This is a genomic window from Martinezella lusitana, assembly GCF_014207095.1.
Classification (GTDB): domain Bacteria; phylum Pseudomonadota; class Alphaproteobacteria; order Rhizobiales; family Rhizobiaceae; genus Rhizobium; species Rhizobium lusitanum_B.
This window is the reverse complement of record NZ_JACHBG010000012.1, coordinates 49,807-70,541: the sequence shown is the minus strand read 5'-3', so window position 1 is coordinate 70,541 and position 20,735 is coordinate 49,807. Positions and strand designations below refer to the sequence as shown.

Here is a 20,735-nt window from a genome sequence, read left to right as displayed (position 1 = left end):
ATCATCCGATTTTGGTGAGCTTCGGAGATTCTTTGTTCTCCGAGGGAAGACCAGACGGCAAGGCGTTGCCTGAGAGGCACGCGGCGGATCAGCCGCACCAACCGATGCGCTCGAAAGCAAGCGGCCGCTCCACCCGTTTTAGGCAGGTTGCAGGAAACGCCGATCTGCACACACGGTTTGCCGCTCACGGATATTCCCTCCCGCCCGGCGGTTTTGGAAAATCGTTCCTCCCTTAAAGCCGTAAAATCTATCTATTTTATATTCTATTGTTTCATATGCATTGCTGGAGAGGATGCTTTCATGACCGAGAAAAACACGACAGGCTTCGGGCGCCGAGATATTTTGAAGCTGACCGCTGCCGGCGCTGCCCTGGCAACGGCAGGGATTATTTCGAGCAAGGCTTCGGCCGCGGATGATAGCTTGTCCCTGAAGGGCAAGCGCATCGCGATCAGCGCGACCGGTACCGACCACTATTTCGATCTGCAGGCCTACAACGCCCAGATCGATGAGGTGAAAAAGCTGGGTGGCACACCGATCGCTGTCGACGCCGGCCGAAACGATGGCAAGCTCGTATCGCAACTGCAGACGCTGATCGCACAGAAACCGGATGCAATCGTCCAGATTCTTGGCACGCTGAGTGTTATCGACCCTTGGCTGAAGAAGGCGCGCGACGCCGGCATTCCCGTTCTTACCGTTGACGTCGGCTCGACGAATTCGATCAACAACACCACATCGGACAATTGGGGCATCGGCAAGGATCTGGCACTGCAGCTCGTTTCCGATATCGGCGGCGAAGGCAATATCATCGTCTTCAACGGCTTCTACGGCGTGACGCCATGCGCCATCCGCTACGATCAGCTCGTCAATGTCGTCAAGTACTTCCCCAAGGTGAAGATCGTCCAACCGGAGCTCCGGGACGTCATTCCGAATACGGTTCAGGACGCCTTCACGCAGATCACCGCGATCCTCAACAAGTATCCGGAAAAGGGTTCGATCAAGGCCATCTGGTCGGCCTGGGATATTCCCCAGCTTGGCGCGACGCAGGCGCTCACCGCCGCCGGCCGCACTGAAATCCGGACCTATGGCGTCGACGGAAGTCCGGAAGTGCTGCAGCTGGTGGCCGATCCGAACTCGCCCGCCGGCGCAGATGCCGCCCAGCAACCGGCGGAAATCGGCCGCACGGCCATTCGCAACGTCGCAAGGCTGCTAGCAGGTCAGACGCTGCCGCGCGAAACCTACGTGCCTGCACTCCTCGCCAACAAGAGCAACGTCGCCGACATCGTCAAGAAGCTTGGCATCGGCTGATGCGTGGACCGGCGATGCGGCTTCCGTCGCATCGCCACATTGAATGCGAGGGCCTTTTCCAATGACGGCGACCGAACTTCCACCAACGACCGAAAGCCCGGAGCACATCGTTCGCTTCGAAGGCATCGTGAAGCGCTTTGGCGGTGCACAAGCATTGGCCGGCGCATCGCTCAGTGTACGCCGCGGCACCGTGCATGGGCTTGTCGGGCAGAACGGGGCCGGCAAATCGACCTTGATCAAACTCCTCGCCGGCCTGCACAGGCCGGATGAAGGCCGCATCAAGATCGAAGGCAAAGAAATCGATCGGCTGACGCCACATCTTTGCGAAGACCTCGGCATCCACTTCATCCATCAGGACCGGCTCCTGGTGCCGACCTTCACTGTCGGTGAGACGCTGTTTCTCGGAAGGGAGCTACGCCTGGCGGGCACGCCATTCCTCGATCGCAATGCAATGCGACGCCGAGCCGAAGAGATCCTCGCCAATTATTTTGGCGTTGATTTGCCGAAAAATGCTCTGATCAGCGAGCTTTCAACGGCCGAACAGCAGATCGTTCAGATCACGCGCGCACTGCTGCATCAGCCGAAGTTGCTCGTCTTCGACGAGCCGACCGCGGCTCTGGTGCGTCAGGAGGCGGAAATTCTGTTTCGTCTCATCCATCGCCTGCGCAGCGAGGGCGTCACCATCATCTACATCTCTCATTACCTCAATGAGATCGAGGCCTTATGCGACGATGTTACAGTATTGCGCAATGGTGTCGATGTCGCATCGCTACCCATGAGCGAGACCTCGGCAAACGGCATCGCAACGCTGATGGTCGAGCGGGATTTAGGCGAGATGTTCCCGAAGCGGCAAGTCGAACTCGGCGCCGAAATTCTGAAGGTTCGTAATCTCTCGGCAGCCAACCGCTTCCATGATGTCAGCTTCACTCTACGCCGCGGCGAAATCCTCGGCATCACAGGGTTGCTCGGCTCCGGAGCAAAGGATCTTGTCCGAACCCTCTTCGGACTGCAGGCAGCGATGGGCGGCGAGATCGATATCGAAGAGAAAACCTTGAAGCCGCGCAGTCCAGGCGAAGCTGTCGATCATCAGTTGGCGCTGGTGCCGGAAGACCGACGCGGTCATGGCGTAGGCCTCGATCTGAGCGTGGGAGAAAACATCACGCTCTCGAGCCTTGCCCATTATACGCGCCTCGGCTTTCTCAATCGCAGACGCGAGGCAAGCGATACCGACGAGCTCATCAAGCGTCTGCAGATCAAGACGGCGGGACGAGAAGCTCTGGTCCGCACGCTGTCGGGCGGGAACCAGCAGAAGGTGGCGATCGCCAAATGGCTGAGCCGCAAATCGGAAATCTACCTGCTGGACGAGCCGACGGTCGGCGTCGATATCGGCTCCAAGGTCGAGATCTATTCCCTTATCGGTGAGCTTGCCGCCCGCGGTGCGGGTGTGATCGTGCTGTCGTCGGACCTGCCTGAACTCGTCGGTATAACCGACCGGATCCTCGTACTCTTCCGCGGCCGCCTGACGCGCGAACTCGTTTCTTCCCAAACTACAACGGACGAAGTGCTGTCAGCAGCGACTGGAGCCATAGAAGGATTGCGTCATGTCGGCTGACGTCCAGTTCGCGTCCCTCCCTGAGGTTGGCAACACGCGCGCACTGCCGTCGGGCGGCAAGCTCGCCGCCGCGACCCTGCGTTTCGGCTCGCTGCTCGCCTTCCTATCGATCCTGGTGATCTTTTCGCTGACGGCGCCCTACTTCCTGAGCGTCGGCAATATCGGCAACGTGCTCGGCCAATCGGCCATTTCCGGCGTGCTTGCCATCGGCCTGACGATCGTGCTGATCGCCGGGGGGGCCAACGTGGTCACCGGCGGTATTGACCTTTCGCTTGCCGCCAACATGGGTCTCAGCGCAGCCGTCTACGCAACGCTGATCCAGCTGGGTTTCAATGACCTGACGGCAGGTACAGCCGCGCTCACCACAGGCGTGGCGATCGGCATCGTCAACGCACTGGCCATCGTGCTCGCAGGTATTGTGCCCCTGCTTGCGACGCTTGCCGTGATGAATGTTGTCGCCGGTCTGGAGCTGGTTCTGACCCAGAACACCGTTCTTCCCGCCACGACGGATTTCCTGACTGCGCTTTCCGCTTCGGATGGCTTCGGCATCCCTATCCTTGCCTATGTGCTGATCGGCTTTGCGATCATCGCTGCGGCTGTCGTGCAATATACCCCGCTCGGCCTGCGGCTTTACGCCGTCGGCGAATTTCCCGAAGCAGCGCGGGCCGCCGGGCTTCCATTGAAGAAGCTGGTCGCTGGCGCATTCGTCGCAAGCGGGCTTTGCGGCGGTATCGCCGGCGTCCTGTCGGTGTCCTATCTTAGCGGCAGCACGACCGGCTCAGGCGAAATGCTGCTTCCTGTGGTGGTGACGGCGCTGCTCGGTTCGGTCTTCTCACGCCGCCTGGTGCCGACGATCGGCGGAACATTGATATCGACGCTGTTCGTCGGTTTCCTGATCAACGGTTTCCAGCTTCTGAACCTTCCGAGCACGCTCGTGAGTGGCGTTCAGGGTCTGCTCATCCTGGTCGTCGTTTCGGCCACCACCTTGCTGCGCAAACGGGAGATCTGACATGTCCGTGGCTGTTTCAGGAAGGCCTCTGGCCGGCATCAGCCGCTATGGCCTCATTATCGCGCTTGTTGCCGTCTTCTCGCTCTTCTCCCTGGCTGCCCCAACATTCCTCAGCGCCGGCAATCTGCAGAGCATTCTTGTCAACAACTTCACGCTGCTTGCCATCGTCTCGATCGCGATGACCTTTGCCGTCGCGACCGGTGGCATTGATCTTTCCGTCGGCACCGCCGTCGATTTTGCAAGCTTTGCCTTCGTCTCAAGCATTCTGGCCGGCCTGCCGGTGCCGTTGGCGGCTCTGGCGGGCCTTGGCGCCGGGGCGCTGGTCGGGGCATTCAATGCCGCTTTGATCTCCGGTATCGGCGTATCGCCATTCCTGGCAACGCTTGGGACGCTGTTCATCGGTCGCAGCATCCAACAACTGCTGACAGGTGGCGGCAATCCGGTCTATCTGCCACCATCCGGCGTTCCCGAGGCATTTCGTTTCATCGGACATGGTACGATCGGAAGCATTCCCGTACCGCTGCTGATCGCAGCCGTTATCATCGCTGGGGCAGCCCTGCTCTTTGCACGGATGCGCTTCGGACGCGTGGTCCTGGCAATCGGCATCCAGCCGCGGACAGTACGATATTCGGGGATTGCGCTTCGGGGTCACGTTGCCGCGACATTCATTCTTGCCGGCATCATAGCCGCCTTCGCCGGGCTGATCCTGACCGCGACGGTGACGGTCTATATCCCCTCCTCCGGCAACGGCTTCATGTTGAATGCCATCGGAGCCACCTTCATCGGCACGACTCTCTCGCCGCTAGGGCGGCCGAACGTCGCCGGCACAGTGCTCGGAGTTCTGCTCCTAAGCATCGTCGCCAACGGCCTGCTGCTGACAGGCCTGAACTTCTACTGGCAGCAGGTCGGTACAGGCTTACTGATCTTCGCCGTGCTCGCCTTCAGCTTCGTCAACAAGAAAGCCGTCGGCGCCTAAGCGCCGGCTCATCGAAATCATGCAGGAACAATAGAGATGACTCGCGAGATCAGGCTCAACGCCTTCGATATGAACTGCGTCGGACACCAGTCACCGGGCCTGTGGCGCCATCCGCGCGACAAGTCCTGGACCTACAAGGATCTCGACTATTGGGTCCATCTGGCAAAGACGCTGGAGCGCGGCAAGTTCGATGGGCTGTTCATCGCCGATGTGCTTGGCGTCTATGACGTGCTGAACGGCAATGTCGATGCGGCCCTTCGCCATTCCGCACAAGTCCCGGTCAACGATCCGCTGCAGCTCATTCCGACCATGGCTTACGAAACAGAGCATCTCGGCTTCGGTCTGACCGCCTCACTCTCCTTCGAGCATCCCTACACCTTTGCCCGGCGCATCTCGACACTCGACCATCTAACCAAGGGCCGCGTCGGCTGGAACATCGTCACCTCCTATTTGAACAGCGGCGCCCTCAACATCGGCCAGGCGGCACAAACAAAGCATGACGACCGCTACGGCTTGGCGGAGGAATATCTCGAAGTCTGCTACAAGCTTTGGGAAGGCAGCTGGGAAGATGATGCCGTTATCCGCGATCGCGAGAAGGGCATATTCACGCGGCCGGAGAAGGTTCACCCAATCCGCCATTCCGGTAAGCATTTCACCGTCCCGGGCATTCATTTGAGCGAGCCGTCGCCACAGCGCACGCCAGTACTTTATCAGGCCGGCTCTTCGAGCCGCGGCAAGGATTTCGCCGGCGCACATGCCGAATGTATCTTCGTGGCGGCGCCCTCCAAGGCGGTGCTGAAGCGTTATGTCGCCAATGTTCGCGAGGCCGCCGAGCGCGCTGGCCGCAATCCGCGCGAAATCCTATCCTTCAACCTGCAGACCGTGATCCTTGGCGAGACCGATGCGGAAGCGCAGCGCAAGTTCAACGAGTATCGTCAATACGCCTCCCTCGAAGGCGCACAGGCGTTGATCTCGGGCTGGACCGGCATCGACTTCGGGCAGTTCTCGCCGGATGAAGTGCTTCGGCACCGTTATACCAACGCGGTCCAGTCCGCCGTCGAGACCTTCACGACGATCGACCCGGACAAACAATGGACCGTGCGCGAGATGGCCGATTGGGTCGGCATTGGCGGCTTCGGCCCGGTCTTTGTCGGCTCGCCGCAGACGGTTGCCGATCTGATGCAGGAATGGATCGAGGATACCGATGTGGACGGCTTCAATCTCGCCTATGCTGTCACGCCCGAAAGCTTCGAGGATGCCGTCGACCTTCTGGTGCCGGAATTGCAAAAGCGCGGCGTCTACAAGACCGACTATAGCGCGGGGACGCTACGCGAAAAGCTTGGCGGGGGCGGCCCGCGGCTCGCCGCGCCGCATCCGGCGGCCGGCTATCGCAATCTTCGCGATCTCGTTGCACGGGCATCCTAGCCACCAGGCCATGCTCCATCCGATTGCTTTCAGAACTCGGGAAAAGGTTCTGAAAGCATGGCTTCAAGATCGGCCCTTGCCTCGTCCGAAAGATACGGACGCAGCAGGCCCGAGACTTGGCTCAGCCCCCAGTGGACATGGTTTGGCAGCAGGTCGCGAACGCCCTCCTGCAGGCCAAGATAAACCGCCCAATAGGTCGAGACGATCCACATATTCGTCAATAGCGGCTTGCGATCCTCCGCGGCGACGTGGATCAAACCGGCATGTTCCATTCGCTGAAAAATGACATCGACGGATAGCCGCATGCCGCCACTGACCATCAGGATCGGCGCTCTCAAGCCCGGTGCGATCGCCAGCAGGCCCGGAATGTCGCGAAACAGGAAGCGATGGGTCCAGACCAGCGAGAACCATTTGCGCAGAAAGCCGGCATAGGCTTTCGAATCCGCTCCCTGGATGGCATCGGCCTCCTCGAGCAGCGCCAATGCATCGGCCTCGAACCTTGAAAACAAGGCCAGCACCAGCGATTCCTTGGTGCGGAAATGATAGTAGAGATTGCCCTGATTGATGTGGACGGCCTTGGCGATTTCAGCTGTCGTCACCGCCTCTGGCCCCTTCTGATTGAACAGGGACAGTGTCGACACAAGGATCCTCTCGCGCGTGCCGAGCCGCTCGCTCGAGCCTGTTTTTCCGCCTTTGCTTTCCGCCAAGCTCATTCCCTCTTGCAGCCTCAATGCATCCACCCTATGTTTTTTAAGGTAAACACCTTAATCCTGATCTACAAGCACCCATAGTCTTGAACAAGGAGGCTGAGGCATGAACGCGAGCGTTAACGCCGCTACCGAGTCGCCCGGCGCATTTCCGCTCACACCGCGCTCGATGCCGCGCGTGCTCCTTTCCCTGATCCGCAATCCGCTCGATGCACTCCCGCCACAGATCTTCGAAGAGCCCTTCGTCTTCACGCAAATGGCTGGAAAGTCACGGCTCTACCTCGCCGATCCCGAACTGATCTATCAGGCGCTCGTCCGCAATTCCGATGCGCTCGGCAAGGGTGAGGATGTCCAGCGTCTGCTCGGCCCCGCCCTCGGCGACGGCATTCTCACCTCGGACGGCGCGCATTGGAAATGGCAGCGGCAATCGGTAGCCGCTGCCTTTCGCCACGAAAAGCTGCTTGAGCTTCAACCTGCTATGATTGCGGCCGCAGAGCATCGGCGCGATCTTTGGCTCACTCACAGAGGCAAACCCCTCGACCTCTGCCAGGAAATGATGCGCACCACCTTTGACATTATCGTCGAGACGATGATGTCCGGCGGCGACGGTATCGATGTCGATAGGGTCGAGCGCAATATCACCAACTATCTCAAGCCAACCGGCTGGAAATTCGCGCTTGGATTGGTCGGCGCGCCCAACTGGATGCCACATCCCGGCAAGGAAAAGGCAAGAGCCGCCGTCATCTTCCTGCGCGCAACCCTTGCCACGGTGATTGCCGAACGGAGACGCAGCGGCCTCGAACGCCATGACCTCGTATCAATGCTGCTTGAGGCAGCCGACCCCGAGACGGGCCGGATGATGAGCGATGAGGAAATCATCGACAATCTGATGACCTTTATCACCGCCGGGCACGAAACGACTGCGCTCGGCCTTGCCTGGACGCTGCACCTTCTTGCCCGCCATCAGGATTGTCAGGCGAGGCTGTTCCACGAAATCGCCACGGTGACCGAGGGCGGTCCGTTACTTGCCGAGCATGTTGGTAAACTGACCTATGCCAGACAGGTCTTTTCCGAATCCATGAGACTGTATCCTCCGGCGCCGGTCATATCGCGGACTGCCATTCGTGAGTTCACGCTTGGCGCGTACCGGATTCCCGCCGACACGATCCTCTATGTTCCGATATACGCGGTCCATCGCCATGCTGCTCTTTGGGAAGATCCGCTGGTCTTCGACCCCGAACGCTTCGATCCCGAGGCGAGCAGGAGCCGCCACCGCTTTGCCTTCATGCCGTTTGGTGCTGGGCCGCGCGTATGCATTGGCAACGGCTTTGCCATGATGGAAGCCGTTGCGATTCTTGCCACCCTGCTTCAGAAGTTTCGGGTGACCGGCGCGAGCGAAACCTCGCCCAAGCCGGTCATGAAGGTGACATTGCGACCGATGCATCCTTTGCCAATCAATCTTATCGAGCGATAGGCGAAACCGCGCCTTGTCTCAGCCGCCCCAGGTCTGCTCCAGGACGCGGACCCAGTTTTCATGGGCGATTTTTGCGATCGCCTGATCGTCGAAACCATGCGTACGCAGCGCGTCGATCAGCTTCGGCAGGCCAGCGGCATCGCCGAGCGCCTGCGGAATGGTCGTGCCGTCGAAGTCGGAGCCGAGGGCGACGTGATCGATCCCGATCCGTTCTGCGATGTAAGCAACGTGTCGGACGAGGATCTCGAGCGGGGTGTCGGCGTTCTTCACGCCGTCATCGCGCAGGAACAGCACACCGAAATTGATGCCGACCAGGCCGTTCGACTCGCCGATCGCATCGAGCTGCTTGTCCGTCAGATTGCGGCTGTGCGGGCAGAGCGTATGAGCGTTGGAATGCGAGGCGACGAGCGGCGCATTCGACAGCTTCGCAATATCCCAGAAGCCCTTCTCGTTCATATGCGAGAGATCGATCATGACCTTCAGCTCGTTGCAGGCGCGGATCAGGTCCTTGCCGGCATCGGTCAGGCCGGCACCGATATCGGGCGTCGAGTTGAAGCGGAAGGGCACACCATGGGCGAAGACATTCGACCGGCTCCAGACAGGACCGAGCGAGCGCAGCCCCGCCTGATGAAGAACGTAGAGCGCATCGAGATCGGCACCGATCGCTTCCACGCCTTCGATGTGGAAAACCGCGGCAAACCGTCCCTCGGCAATCGAGCTGCGAATGTCGGCGGCCGAGCGGCAAACCTTAACGGCACCATCCGACTGGGCTTCGATGTCGAAAAGGAGCCGGGCCATCGCCAGGGTCTCGTTCAATGCATCGGGCTGCGCGGGGGTGACAAAGTCGACATTTTCGGGGCGCGGCTGGTCCGAAGACGGGATGAAGATCGCGCAAAGCCCACCGGCCAGGCCGCCGCGGCGTGCGCGCGGCAGATCGATGTGCCCTGCATCCTCGCCCTGCAGAAAGGCGTTGACGGGATTCGAGCCGCCACGGCGCAACCGCAGCAGCACATCATTATGGCCATCGAATACGGGAACGAACGAAGATTGGGTCATGTCTCAATCCAAAAATTGTCATTGATACCTGCCTAGGCAAGCTTACTCGGTCGAGCAAATGCAAACCGCGCATAGGCTCTGCGAAAAACGGAATTAGGCGCTCGCAATAGGCGCTGTTAAAGAACCGGGCGAAAATACGATAGCGGCCAAGCCGTGCCAAGCCCCGTCTGCTTGCCACCGAGCCTTTGCCGCGAGAGTGAAAGGGGATTTCGCATGGTTTCCAGACGCCAGTTTCTCATCGGCAGCGGTACGCTGCCCTTCCTGTCCTATCTCGATCTTGCAGAATCGGCATTTGCCGCAACGCCAAAAGACGTACTTGTCGTTGCTCAGCAGCTCGACAACATGACGAGCCTCGATCCGCACGAGAGCTTCGAAGCTGTGGGCGGCGAAGTCATCAGCAACATGTATCAGAAGCTGGTCCGCCCCAACACCGATGATCCCTCCAAGGTCGATCCGGTGCTCGCCGCATCTTGGGCTGCCGATGCCGACAGCAAGGTCTTCACCTTCAAGCTTGCCAAGGCAAGCTTCGCAAGCGGCTCTCCCGTCACGACCGAAGACGTCGCCTTCTCGCTGCACCGCGCGATCAAGATGAACAAGGGCGCTGCGTTCATCATCAATCAGTTCGGCTTCACCGCCGAGAATGTGGAAAGCCGCATCGTCGCAACCGATGCCGACACGCTGACGCTCACGACCGAAAAGCCGACCGCGATCGCCTTCCTGCTCTACTGCCTCTCGGCCAATATCGCCGCCGTGGTCGAAAAGAAGGTCGCGCTCGCCAACGAAGTGAACGGCGACATGGGCAATGCCTGGCTGCAGAAGAACAGCGCCGGCTCCGGCAGCTTCCAGCTTCAGTCCTGGAAGGCGAGCGAAGCCATATCGCTCACGGTCAATCCGCACGGCCCCTACAAGGGCAATCTGAAGCGCGTCATCCTGCGCCATGTCACCGATCCGGCTTCGCAGCTCCTGATGCTGAAGAAGGGCGATGTCGATATCGCCCGTGATCTGACTTCGGAGCAGCTGCGCACCATCCAGAACGATCCGGATTTCACGCTGGTCAGGAAGAGCATCGCCGGACTGGTGGTGATCTCGCTCAATCAGGGTGTTGCCAATCTGGCCAAGCCGCAGGTCTGGCAGGCGGTAAAGTGGGCGCTCGACTACAAGGGCATGCATGAGAACATCGTGCCGCTGACCCACACGATCCACCAGAGCTTCGAGCCGGAAGGTTTCCCTTCGGCAATCAGCGACACGCCCTTCCAGAAGGATATTGCGAAGGCGAAGGCTCTGATGGCCGAAGCCGGGCTTGCCGACGGTTTCGAAGTGACTATGGACCATTATGCCGCCCAGCCCTATCCGGATCTGGCACAGGCCATCCAGGCCAACCTCGCCGAAATCGGCATTCGCGTGAAGCTGCAATCTGCCGAAAACCGCCAGGTTTTGACCAAGATGCGTGCGCGCCAGCACGAGATGGCGCTTTCCGCTTGGGGTACGGACTACTTCGATCCGAACTCCAACGGCGAAGTCTTCACCATCAACAAGGACAATTCCGACGACGCCAAGAGTAAGCCGTTCCTGTGGCGCTCACGCTTCAAGAACGACGACTTCGCCGCCAAGGCAGAAGCCGCCCGCGATGAGAAGGATCCGGCCAAGCGTATCGCTCTTTATGAAGAGTTGCAGCGCGAGCACATGCAGAACAGCCCCTTCGCCTTCATGTTCCAGACGGTGAAGACTGCAGCTTGCCGCAAGGCCGTGTCCGGCTTCCGGCTTGGCGCCCTTTCGGAAGCCAATTCCTATCAGGAGACCAGCAAGGCTTGACCCGTCGGATCAGATCTTTCTCCGCCATTCTGAGCAGCGTCATCCTGACGCTGCTCGGATTGTCGATCGTCACCTTCCTGATCGGCCGCGTCATGCCGGTCGATCCGGTCATTGCCGCTGTCGGCGACAATGCACCCGAGGCGGTGGTCACACGCGTGCGGGCGGAAATGGGCCTCGATCAGCCCCTCCCTGTGCAGTTCCTGCATTATCTGAGCCAGCTTCTGCATGGCGATCTCGGCATGTCCGTGCTGACGAAGAATCCGGTCGCGCAGGATATTGCCCGCTTCTTTCCAGCGACATTCGAGCTCGCGACCGCGGCCCTTATCCTTGCCGCCATCATTGGCATTCCGCTCGGCGTCTGGGCTGCCGTCAGGCAGGGAACGATCACCGATCAGGCGATCCGCGTCGTGTGCCTGGCCGGCCATTCCATTCCGGTTTTCATGCTGTCCCTCATTTCGCTGTTGGTCTTCTATTCGGCGCTCGGCATCGCGCCTGGCCCGGGACGGCAGGATATCATCTATGACGGCATGATCACACCGATCACCGGGTTGCTTTCCGTCGACACCTTGCTTGCCGGCGATCTGGACGCTTTCTGGGATGCGCTCGCCCATATGGCGCAGCCGGTCTGCATCCTTGCCTATTTCAGCATGGCCTACATAGCCCGCATGACGCGCGCCTTCATGATCGACGCGCTAAAAGGCGAGTTTGTCATCACCGCGCGCGCCAAGGGTCTGTCCCTCAGCCGCGTCATCTGGGGGCATGCTTTCCCGACGGTTGCCGTGCAGCTGGTAACGGTGCTGGCGCTGACCTATGCCGGACTGCTCGAAGGCGCCGTCGTCACCGAAACGGTCTTTTCCTGGCCCGGCATCGGCCAGTACCTGACCAACTCGCTCATGAACGGCGATATGAACCCGGTTATCGGCACCACGCTTTTGATCGGCATCATTTATGTAGGGTTGAACCTCGTCGCCGATCTCTTCTATCGCCTGCTGGATCCGAGGGTGCGATGATGCTTGCAACTTTTCGCAATTGGGCTCTCGACGAGTCCCCCGCTTCCCGACGTCAGGCCGCCTGGGGCGATCGCTATCGCATCTGGCTCGGTTTGAAGGGCAATGCCCTTGGGATGATCGGTCTTTCGATCATCACGCTGTTCATCCTGCTTGCGCTTTTCGCGCCCTGGCTTGCAACCCATGATCCGGCGACGCAGGATCTGGCGAACCGTCTTGCGCGTCCAAGCGCTGCCCATTGGCTCGGCACCGACGAACTCGGCCGCGACATCTATTCCCGTCTTCTCTATGGTGGTCGCGTGACCCTCGGCATGGTCATTGCCGTCGTCGTGCTCGTCGCGCCGATAGGTCTCGCCATCGGCTGCATCGCCGGCTATTTCGGCGGCATGGTCGATACCGCGCTGATGCGCCTCACCGACATCTTTCTTGCCTTTCCTCGCCTCGTGCTGGCGCTTGCCTTCGTGGCGGCGCTGAAACCAGGCGTCGAGAGCGCCATTCTTGCGATCGCGCTCACCGCCTGGCCTCCTTATGCGCGGCTGGCGCGTGCCGAAACGATGACCGTGCGTGGCGCCGATTTTATCGCCGCCTATCGCCTGACGGGCGCCTCTTCCTGGCGCATCATCATGCGCCATATCGCCCCGCTCTGCCTGCCGAGCCTCATCGTTCGCGTCACGCTCGATATGAGCTCCATCATCATCACTGCGGCAAGCCTCGGCTTCCTCGGCATGGGCGCACAGCCGCCTTCGCCGGAATGGGGCGCGATGATCGCAACGGCGAAACGCTTCATCTTCGAACAATGGTGGGTCGCAACGATCCCCGGCATCGCCATCTTCCTCGTCTCGCTCGCCTTCAATTTCCTGGGCGATGCGCTGCGCGACGTGCTCGATCCGAAGGGGAACTGATCCATGCTGGTCGAGATCGACAATCTGCGCATCGGCTTCAAGACGCGCACCGGCTTTGCTCCTGCGGTCAAGGGCGTTTCTCTGCGCCTCGGTGCCGAGAAGCTCGGCATCGTCGGCGAGAGCGGTTCCGGCAAGAGCCTGACGGCACGCGCATTGATGAAGCTTTTGCCAAGACAGACCCGTATCGAAGCCGACAAGCTTGCCTTCGACGGCATCGATATCCTGTCCGCCAGCGAAAAGCAGATGCGCACCATTCGCGGCAAGCGGGCAGGTTTCATTCTGCAGGATCCGAAATACTCCCTGAATCCCGTCAAGACCATCGGCAATCAGGTTGCCGAGGCTTGGCGGACCCATAAGGGCGGAAGCCGCCGCGAGGCAGCGGAGGCCGCAGCCAATCTGCTCGAGCAGGTCAAGATCCGCAATCCGAAGGCCGTCGCTGCCTCCTATCCGCATGAGGTCTCAGGCGGTATGGGCCAGCGCGTGATGATCGCCATGATGCTGGCGCCGGACCCCGAACTGCTCATCGCGGACGAACCGACAAGTGCGCTCGATGCGACCGTGCAGGCCGAAATCCTGCGGCTGATCGAGGAGCTGGTCTCCGAGCGCTCCATGGGGCTGCTGCTCATCAGCCATGACCTGCCGCTCGTCTCGCATTTCTGCGACCGCGTTGCAGTCATGTATTCCGGGCGCGTGATGGAGGAGATCAAGGCTTCCGAGTTGCTTTCCGCCGCCCATCCCTATACGCGCGGTCTGCTGAACTGCATTCCTTCGCTTACGCATCCGAAGGAACGGCTGCCCATTCTCGAGCGTGACCCGGAGTGGCTGAAATGACGATAGAGATCGATAATCTGCGGATCCGCTTCGGCGAGCGCGAAGTCGTCAAGGGCGTCTCCTTCCAGGTAGAGGAAGGCGGCAGCTTCGGCATCGTCGGCGAATCCGGCTCGGGCAAATCGACCGTGCTGCGCGCCATGGCCGGCCTGAATACAAGCTGGGCGGGGCGCATCGTCTTCAACGGAGAAGCCGCGTCGCAGCATCGCACACCGGATTTCTTCCGCAAGGTACAGATGGTCTTCCAGGACCCTTATGGTTCGCTGCATCCGCGCCAGACCATAGACCGAATCCTGAGCGAGCTGCCGCTCGTTCACCGCATGGGCGACATCGATCGGCGTATCGCGTCAGCGCTCTCCGATGTCGCCCTGCCCCAAAGCGCCCGCTTCCGCTATCCGCACCAGCTCTCGGGCGGCCAGCGGCAGCGTGTCGCCATCGCGCGTGCGCTGATAGCGGAACCGAAGATCTTGCTGCTCGACGAGCCGACGAGTGCGCTCGACGTCTCCGTCCAGGCCGAGATTCTCAATCTGCTCTCCGACCTGCGTAAGGAGCGGAAGCTCACCTATGTAATGGTCAGCCACAATCTCGGCGTGATCGCGCATCTCTGCACACGGGTCGGGGTCATGATCGATGGCCAGATGGTTGAGCAGCTTACGTCCGACGATCTGCGGCGCGGCAACGTAACCCACCCTCACACACGGGAACTGCGCCGCCTGAGCGTCGAGTTCGAAGAAGCGGAACCGGCCCACTTCATAACTCCTTAAATCGAAATCGATCTAAGGAGTTATGAAGAAATTTTGAAATGCTAAAGCGACCTTTGCGCGTCAAGTATGACGCGCGGCGCTGTAGTCCGCATTTACGAGGCATGCATGTCTGAAACGGTAAACTGGAAGGCGGCGCGGGAATGCGCTGCTCAATTCGCGCAGAGCTGGAGCAAGGGTGAGCCGGGCGGCGCTGTCATCGGCTTCGATGAAAATGGTATCCGCTTTGCCGAAGCCGGCGGCGTCGAAAGCCTGTCGACGCTTGCGCCTTTCACCGCAGCAAGCGTCATTCGCTACGCCTCGGTGACGAAGCATGCCTTTTGTGCGCTGGTACTCGCGCACTCCGACAAGATCGGTCTTGACGACCCTCTAGGCAAGCATCTGCCCGAACTGCAGGCGCCTCTTCGCGATGTCACCGTCGGCCGGGCTCTCGACATGAGCGGCGGCCTGCCCGATACACGCGAATGCCTGTCGCTGCTCGGACTGTCTGTCTATACAGAGACCAAGGCTGGCCCGCTGCTCGATTTTCTCGCACGCCAGACGCGGTTGAATTACGAGGCCGGCACCGAGATTTCCTATTCCAATACGGGCTATCGTCTCGTGGAAGCAGCACTCGAACGACGGGGCGTATTTTTCCGCGATTACGTTCGTGAGGTCGGCGCACAGACCGGCGCGGTACTCGATGCACCCGATGTCTGGAACGATCCGGTCATCGGTCTGGTCCCGGGCTATTGGCTAGACGGAGAGCGCTGGCAGCTTTCGGCCGCCGGCCTGCACATCTCCGCCTCCGGCAGCATGACGGGCAGCGGCGAGAGCCTTGCAAAATGGCTGATCGGCCTCCTCGGCGACAAGGAACCGTTTGAAGGAATTTTGCAGCAATTGTCGGCTGCGCGGCCGCTCGCCGATGGCCGGATAAGCGGTTACGGGCTAGGCTTGCGCGAAAGCCTGCTCGGCAACCGCTCATTCATCGGGCACGGCGGCTCCCATCCCGGCTACAAGAGCTACTTCCTGCTCGACCCCGCCCATAAGACCGGCTTCGTGGTGGTGTCGAATCGCGAGGATACCAATGGCTATAAGATCGCCCTGGAATCCATGGCGGCCTTGACCGGAGAAACCCTGCCGCGCCCATCCCAAGCTCTTCGCGATGGCACCTATGTCACGGAAAGCGGCCCGTGGTGGATCAAGGTTGCCGGCAGCACGGTGACCTATCTCGATGCCGACGAGACGGTTTATGAAGATGAGGGAGCCTGGGTTTCCTCTCGCTCGGCTTCGTCACCGATGCGCCTGAAGATGGACGGCGAGGACATTGTCGGAGAGGTCGGACATGCGCAGCGTCGTTTCCACCCGGTCCGCGAACAAGAGGTGCCGGCATCCCTGTCCGGCGTCTGGAACTCTTCCGAGGGAGCTCGCTTCGAGATCGAAAACGGCCGCGTAGTCATGGGCATAGGCCCGGTGCGCCATCGCATGCCTCTGCACGCTCTCGGCAACGGGCGCTTCCTCTTTACCCTCGTCGATGGTCCGTGGACCAAGCGGGTGTGCATCAATCTCCTCTCGACGGATCGGCTGGAATTGGTGCTCGCCCGGGCAAGAATGATCGAATACCGTCGCGCCGGGTGATTGCATTCCCGGCTCATTCGGGCCAAGGAGAACCAGGCTTTGACAGCCGGTTTCTCTTGGGAGCTTCGAGTGGAAGTCAAATGGCTTGAAGATTTTCTGGCGCTGGCGCGGACGTTGAATTTTTCGAAGGCGGCCGACGAGCGCCATGTGACGCAATCAGCCTTCAGCCGCCGCATCCGGCAGCTCGAGGGCTGGGTTGGCACGAGCCTCATTGACCGCGCAACCTATCCCTCGCGCCTGACTGCGGCCGGCGAACGCTTCGTGCCGGTAGCCGAACAGACGCTGCAGGCTCTCTACCAGGCGCGGCGCAATCTCCAGCATGAGGATGGCACCGATGCGCGCACGGTCACCCTCACGGCGCTGCATACCCTGTCCTTTACCTTCTTTCCGGATTGGCTGAGCCGGCTCAACGCGCGGATCGGGCCGATCGTCTCGCATTTGCGTGCGGACTCCGGCACCATGGAAGAGAATCTGAATTCGCTCATCGACGGAGATTGCGATTTTCTTCTTACCTATCAGCACCTGCACGTGCCGATGCTGCTCGATCCGCAATTCGAGTACCACACGCTCGGCCAGGAAAAGATCCTGCCTGTCAGTGCGCCTGGCACGGACGGCTCGCCGCTGCATCGCATCGAACCCGGTTTCAGCCATGTCAGCTATCAGAAGGCATCCTTCTTCGGGCAGCTGGTGGCCGGCACCATCGGCGAGCGGCTGCCGGCGGATAACCGGGTGCATGTCGGCAGCATGTCGGTCGGCCTGAAGGGAATGGTCGCAGCCGGCTTCGGCCTTGCCTGGATACCGGAAAGCTTGGTCAAAGCAGAGCTGGCAGACGGCCGGCTGGTCTATGCAGCCGAACCTGAATGGAACATCGACGTCGAAATTCGCGTCTATCGTTCTCGTGAGAACCGCCGTCCGATCGTCGGGCGCATCTGGTCGATGCTGGACAAGCCCTGACGATCGGTACCCCGTTGCGACGGATCAGACCGCTGTGCGACGCGCATTTTCCATGTAAAGCGCGCGCAGGCGCTTGAACATCGGCCCCGGCGTGCCGTCGCCGACAGCTGCCCCATCGATGTTCGTGATGGAGACGATGAAGTTCGAAGCGCTCGTCAGCCAGACTTCGGCGGCAGCCTTTGCCTCATCGACGGAGAATGGTCGCTCCTCCAGTGCCAGCCCCGCTTCGCGTGCCAGGTCCAGAATGGCGAGCCGCGTGCAACCCGGCAAGGTCGCCTGACTGTTCGCGCGCGTAACGATGCGGCCGTCGCGGGTGACGATGTAGCCCGTCGAGGACGCACCTTCCGTCACCAAGCCGTTCTCGACCAGCCAGGCCTCATCGAAGCCTTCGGCCTTGGCGGCACGCTTTGCCATGACCTGCGGCAGCAGGCAGACGCTTTTGATGTCGCGCCGCGCCCACCGCTGATCCGGCATCGACTTGACCTTGAGGCCTTTTTCGACGGCAGCGACGTGCTCAAGCGTCTTCGCCTGCGTGAAGATCACCAATGTCGGCGCCAGGTCTTCGGCATAGAAGAAATTACGGTCTTCGGCGCCGCGCGTGTACTGGAGATAGACGACCCCCTCGGTCAACTGGTTTTCCGCCACGAGACACTTCTCGATCTCGACGATCTCGTCAGTCGTTATGGGCAAGCGACCGCCGATTTCGCCCACGCTGCGCTCCAGCCGCGCCATATGGAGGGCACTATCGATCAGCTTACCGTCGAGTACGGCAGTCACCTCATAAATGCCGTCGCCGAACAGGAAGCCACGGTCGAAAATGGACAGATGAGCCTCGTTTTCGGGCAAAAAGGCACCGTTTAGATAGACCGTGCGGATCGTCTGGGCAGACATGAAAACTCCGTGAATGCGGGATGTGGAAATGAAATTCAGATATGAGCCAAGACGCGAAGGCTGATGGCATCGACTGTCGAGCTCTTGCCGGTCGCGGCATTGAAACCCTTGGTTTCGACCGCCATGGCAAGCGAATTGAGGATGGCCTCCTCGGTCGCTTCGATGGCGGCTTCAAAGAGTGGCGACACGACGTCATTGCTCAAGGATGGAACCGTACTCGCCCCCTTTCGGCGCTCAGGGGTACGACGCACGGTCTCGGCCGTCGAAAAGGCCAGCGCATAATCGCCCGAACCGTTGCTCAGCGCCGCACCGGTGCGCGCAAGGCCACCGAAGCAGCGTTGTGCGAGCCTCTCGAGGTTGCGCGAGCAAAGCGGAGCATCGGTCGCGAGCACGATGACGATAGAGCCATCCTTGTCGTGCTCCGCAAGCGTTGCATAGTCGTGGCCGGCAACGATGAGGTGACCGCCGTAATTGGACTGGACAAGCACGCCGAGCCGATAGGTTTCTCCGCGGACAGGCACCAGGCGCGAGCTTGTGCCGATGCCGCCTTTCAGGCCAAACGCGACCGTTCCGGTCCCAGCGCCGACTGCGCCTTCCTCGACCGCCCCCGATACGGCACCATCGATCGCCAGCGAGATTTCATCGACGCGCGGACGCGCGGCACGAATATCGTTGAGACGGGAATCGTTGGTTTCGCCGACCACGGCGTTGATCGACACTATCAGTTCATTGCCGGGCTGCATGAGCGTATGGCGGATGATGGCATCGATGCCTCGCCCGACGGCCAGCGTGTTTGTAAGGATGATCGGCGTTTCGATCTCGCCAAGCTCGACGATCTGCGTGGAGCCGGCAAACTTTCCAAAACCATTGAGAACGGCAAATCCGGCAGGCACCTTGTCCTGAAACAGATTGCCGCCATGCGGCAGGATCGCCGTTGCGCCCGTGCGGGTGCGCTCGCCTTCACGGCAGGTGACATGGCCGACGCGCACGCCGCCGACATCGGTGATCGCGTTCAGCGGGCCGGGCTCGAAATGCCCGGGTGCAAAGCCAAGCTCACGGATTCTATGGCGCTTCTGGTCCATTATTCATGCCTCATAAACATGGCACGACATTACTCTGCCGCGCAGCGGGAAGGCACAACAAAAACGGAATAGTTTCAGACCGGCTTTGCAAAGATGGGCTTCGCGCTCCGGCGCGGCGCAGCGATCTGCGCCCATGCAAATCTCTTCAGAGAAAGCCATGGTTGCGCAACCAGGCCTCCCACCAGGCAGGCCATTCGGCGCTCGGCATAGCCGGCTTCCCCATGCCAAAACCATGACCGCCGCGCGGCAGCCGATGCAACTCGGCGGGAACGCCTGCTCTATTGCAGGCATCCGCCATGATGAGCGTGTTTGCCGGATCGGAGATCGGGTCGTCCTCCGCTTGCACAAGAAAAACCGGCGGACATCCCGAGCGAACCTGCGTTTCGACAGACCATTGTGCGCTGGCCTGCGCCTCGGGATGCGTGCCAACTAACGAACGGCGGGCGGAGGTGTGGTCATAAGGCGGTTTCAGCGTGATGACGGGATAGATCAGCGCAGCCAAATCGGGCCGTGCGGATTGGCTGTCGACCGCATCGACTGGCTGATACGAGGCAAAGGCAGAGCGGGTTGCCGCTAGGCCCATCAGATGGCCGCCGGCGGAAAAACCGAGAACGCCGATGCGCGTGGGATCGAGACGCCGGTTCGACGCTTCGGCACGCATGATACGCAGGGCACGTTGCGCATCCTGCAGCGGCGCGAACGGACCGTTGCTCCACCCTTCCCGCGGCAATCGATAGGTCAGCACGAAGGCCGTAATGCCGCGCGCCGTCAGCCAGCGCGCGGTTGGATAGGCCTCCTGCTCCAGCTCTATGCGTTTGTATCCGCCGCCAGCGGCAATCAAAACGCTCGCGCCATTTGCCTGTCCGGGCATAAAGACCTCAACATTCGGCACGACGATATTGCTGACGGCGCCCCTGTCGCTCTTTTGCAGACTGCCAGAGGGGCCGCCGCCGCCGGGAGGCGGCTCTGACCAAAGGGGAATGATCGAATTTGATGCCGCCACTCTCGCAGAAATTGCGGCAAACACAGTGCCGAGCAGAAAGGAACGCCGATCCATCGCCATCAATTCGAAAACCTAGCCTCTATGTAAAGACACCTGCTATCGGTCGTGATCACAATCATGGATCGCCGTTCTGGACTCCGACGATATGAGGCAAACATCCGTATATGGCGGCAATGTGGTTGCCGGTAGGGCTCCCCGCGATGGGTCTGCGCGACGACAATCTGCAACCTTTAAGGGAGCTTCGTCTGTTGCCTTTCCTCATCATCAATAGCAACACTAGCGACAGATTGACCTGCAGCAAGGCTTGCCTTTTC

Annotated in this window: 18 protein-coding genes; 13 read left to right on the top strand and 5 right to left on the bottom strand. The window is 60.5% G+C overall.

Going from position 1 to position 20,735, the window contains the following annotated elements; translation table 11 throughout:
- The first annotated feature begins 300 nt into the window (after positions 1–300).
- The 5 genes from GGD46_RS21910 (at position 301) to GGD46_RS21890 (ending at position 6,327) form a co-directional block, all read left to right on the top strand.
- On the top strand, positions 301–1,305 hold the full coding sequence (locus GGD46_RS21910) for a sugar ABC transporter substrate-binding protein (RefSeq protein WP_184707846.1): 1,005 nt from the start codon (positions 301–303) through the stop codon (positions 1,303–1,305).
- 61 nt (positions 1,306–1,366) lie between these two features.
- Positions 1,367–2,917, top strand: a complete 1,551-nt coding sequence (locus GGD46_RS21905) for a sugar ABC transporter ATP-binding protein (RefSeq protein ID WP_184707844.1) — start codon at positions 1,367–1,369, stop codon at positions 2,915–2,917.
- On the top strand, positions 2,907–3,926 hold the full coding sequence (locus GGD46_RS21900) for an ABC transporter permease (RefSeq protein WP_184707842.1): 1,020 nt from the start codon (positions 2,907–2,909) through the stop codon (positions 3,924–3,926). The genes GGD46_RS21905 and GGD46_RS21900 overlap by 11 nt, the downstream gene beginning before the upstream one ends.
- A gap of 1 nt (position 3,927) precedes the next feature.
- Entirely contained in the window at positions 3,928–4,902 is a 975-nt protein-coding gene (locus tag GGD46_RS21895) for an ABC transporter permease (RefSeq protein ID WP_184707840.1), read from the top strand.
- 36 nt (positions 4,903–4,938) lie between these two features.
- Complete coding sequence (locus GGD46_RS21890) at positions 4,939–6,327, top strand: LLM class flavin-dependent oxidoreductase (protein WP_184707838.1); 1,389 nt, start codon at positions 4,939–4,941, stop codon at positions 6,325–6,327.
- A 29-nt stretch (positions 6,328–6,356) separates the two neighbouring features.
- Here GGD46_RS21890 and GGD46_RS21885 read toward each other — a convergent pair whose 3' ends face one another.
- The gene (locus tag GGD46_RS21885; protein ID WP_246806439.1) at positions 6,357–7,034 is read right to left on the bottom strand and encodes a TetR/AcrR family transcriptional regulator; all 678 of its coding nucleotides are present in this window, start codon (positions 7,032–7,034) and stop codon (positions 6,357–6,359) included.
- 106 nt (positions 7,035–7,140) lie between these two features.
- On the opposite strand from GGD46_RS21885, the gene GGD46_RS21880 reads away from it, so the two are divergent.
- Positions 7,141–8,508, top strand: coding sequence for a cytochrome P450 (locus tag GGD46_RS21880; protein ID WP_184707835.1), 1,368 nt, complete (start codon positions 7,141–7,143; stop codon positions 8,506–8,508).
- An 18-nt stretch (positions 8,509–8,526) separates the two neighbouring features.
- On the opposite strand, the gene GGD46_RS21875 is transcribed toward GGD46_RS21880, so the two are convergent.
- Positions 8,527–9,564 (bottom strand): dipeptidase, encoded by a 1,038-nt coding sequence (locus GGD46_RS21875; RefSeq protein WP_184707832.1) that lies wholly within the window; start codon positions 9,562–9,564, stop codon positions 8,527–8,529.
- 213 nt (positions 9,565–9,777) lie between these two features.
- Between GGD46_RS21875 and GGD46_RS21870 the strand changes: the two genes are divergently transcribed.
- From GGD46_RS21870 to GGD46_RS21840, 7 genes are all read left to right on the top strand, one after another.
- Complete coding sequence (locus GGD46_RS21870; protein WP_184707830.1) at positions 9,778–11,376, top strand: ABC transporter substrate-binding protein; 1,599 nt, start codon at positions 9,778–9,780, stop codon at positions 11,374–11,376.
- Complete coding sequence (locus GGD46_RS21865; protein ID WP_184707828.1) at positions 11,373–12,386, top strand: ABC transporter permease; 1,014 nt, start codon at positions 11,373–11,375, stop codon at positions 12,384–12,386. Before GGD46_RS21870 ends, GGD46_RS21865 begins: the two co-directional genes overlap by 4 nt.
- Complete coding sequence (gene nikC, locus GGD46_RS21860) at positions 12,383–13,285, top strand: nickel transporter permease (protein WP_184707826.1); 903 nt, start codon at positions 12,383–12,385, stop codon at positions 13,283–13,285. Before GGD46_RS21865 ends, nikC begins: the two co-directional genes overlap by 4 nt.
- 3 nt (positions 13,286–13,288) lie before the next feature.
- A complete protein-coding gene (locus GGD46_RS21855; protein ID WP_184707824.1) occupies positions 13,289–14,116 on the top strand; it encodes an ABC transporter ATP-binding protein in 828 nt (275 codons plus the stop codon).
- Entirely contained in the window at positions 14,113–14,877 is a 765-nt protein-coding gene (locus GGD46_RS21850) for an ABC transporter ATP-binding protein (RefSeq protein WP_184707822.1), read from the top strand. Before GGD46_RS21855 ends, GGD46_RS21850 begins: the two co-directional genes overlap by 4 nt.
- A gap of 105 nt (positions 14,878–14,982) precedes the next feature.
- The gene (locus tag GGD46_RS21845; RefSeq protein ID WP_184707820.1) at positions 14,983–16,491 is read left to right on the top strand and encodes a serine hydrolase; all 1,509 of its coding nucleotides are present in this window, start codon (positions 14,983–14,985) and stop codon (positions 16,489–16,491) included.
- A 69-nt stretch (positions 16,492–16,560) separates the two neighbouring features.
- Positions 16,561–17,445: a LysR substrate-binding domain-containing protein gene (locus tag GGD46_RS21840; protein ID WP_184707818.1), complete on the top strand. Its 885-nt coding sequence runs from the start codon at positions 16,561–16,563 to the stop codon at positions 17,443–17,445.
- A 24-nt stretch (positions 17,446–17,469) separates the two neighbouring features.
- Here GGD46_RS21840 and GGD46_RS21835 read toward each other — a convergent pair whose 3' ends face one another.
- The 3 genes from GGD46_RS21835 to GGD46_RS21825 all read right to left on the bottom strand — a co-directional run bounded on the left by GGD46_RS21835 (position 17,470) and on the right by GGD46_RS21825 (position 20,481).
- A complete protein-coding gene (locus GGD46_RS21835) occupies positions 17,470–18,336 on the bottom strand; it encodes a D-amino-acid transaminase (protein WP_184707816.1) in 867 nt (288 codons plus the stop codon).
- Between the two features lie 35 nt (positions 18,337–18,371).
- Entirely contained in the window at positions 18,372–19,418 is a 1,047-nt protein-coding gene (locus GGD46_RS21830) for a P1 family peptidase (protein WP_184707814.1), read from the bottom strand.
- Positions 19,419–19,563: 145 nt separating this feature from the next.
- Entirely contained in the window at positions 19,564–20,481 is a 918-nt protein-coding gene (locus GGD46_RS21825; protein ID WP_210325671.1) for an alpha/beta hydrolase, read from the bottom strand.
- Between the last annotated feature and the right edge of the window lie 254 nt (positions 20,482–20,735).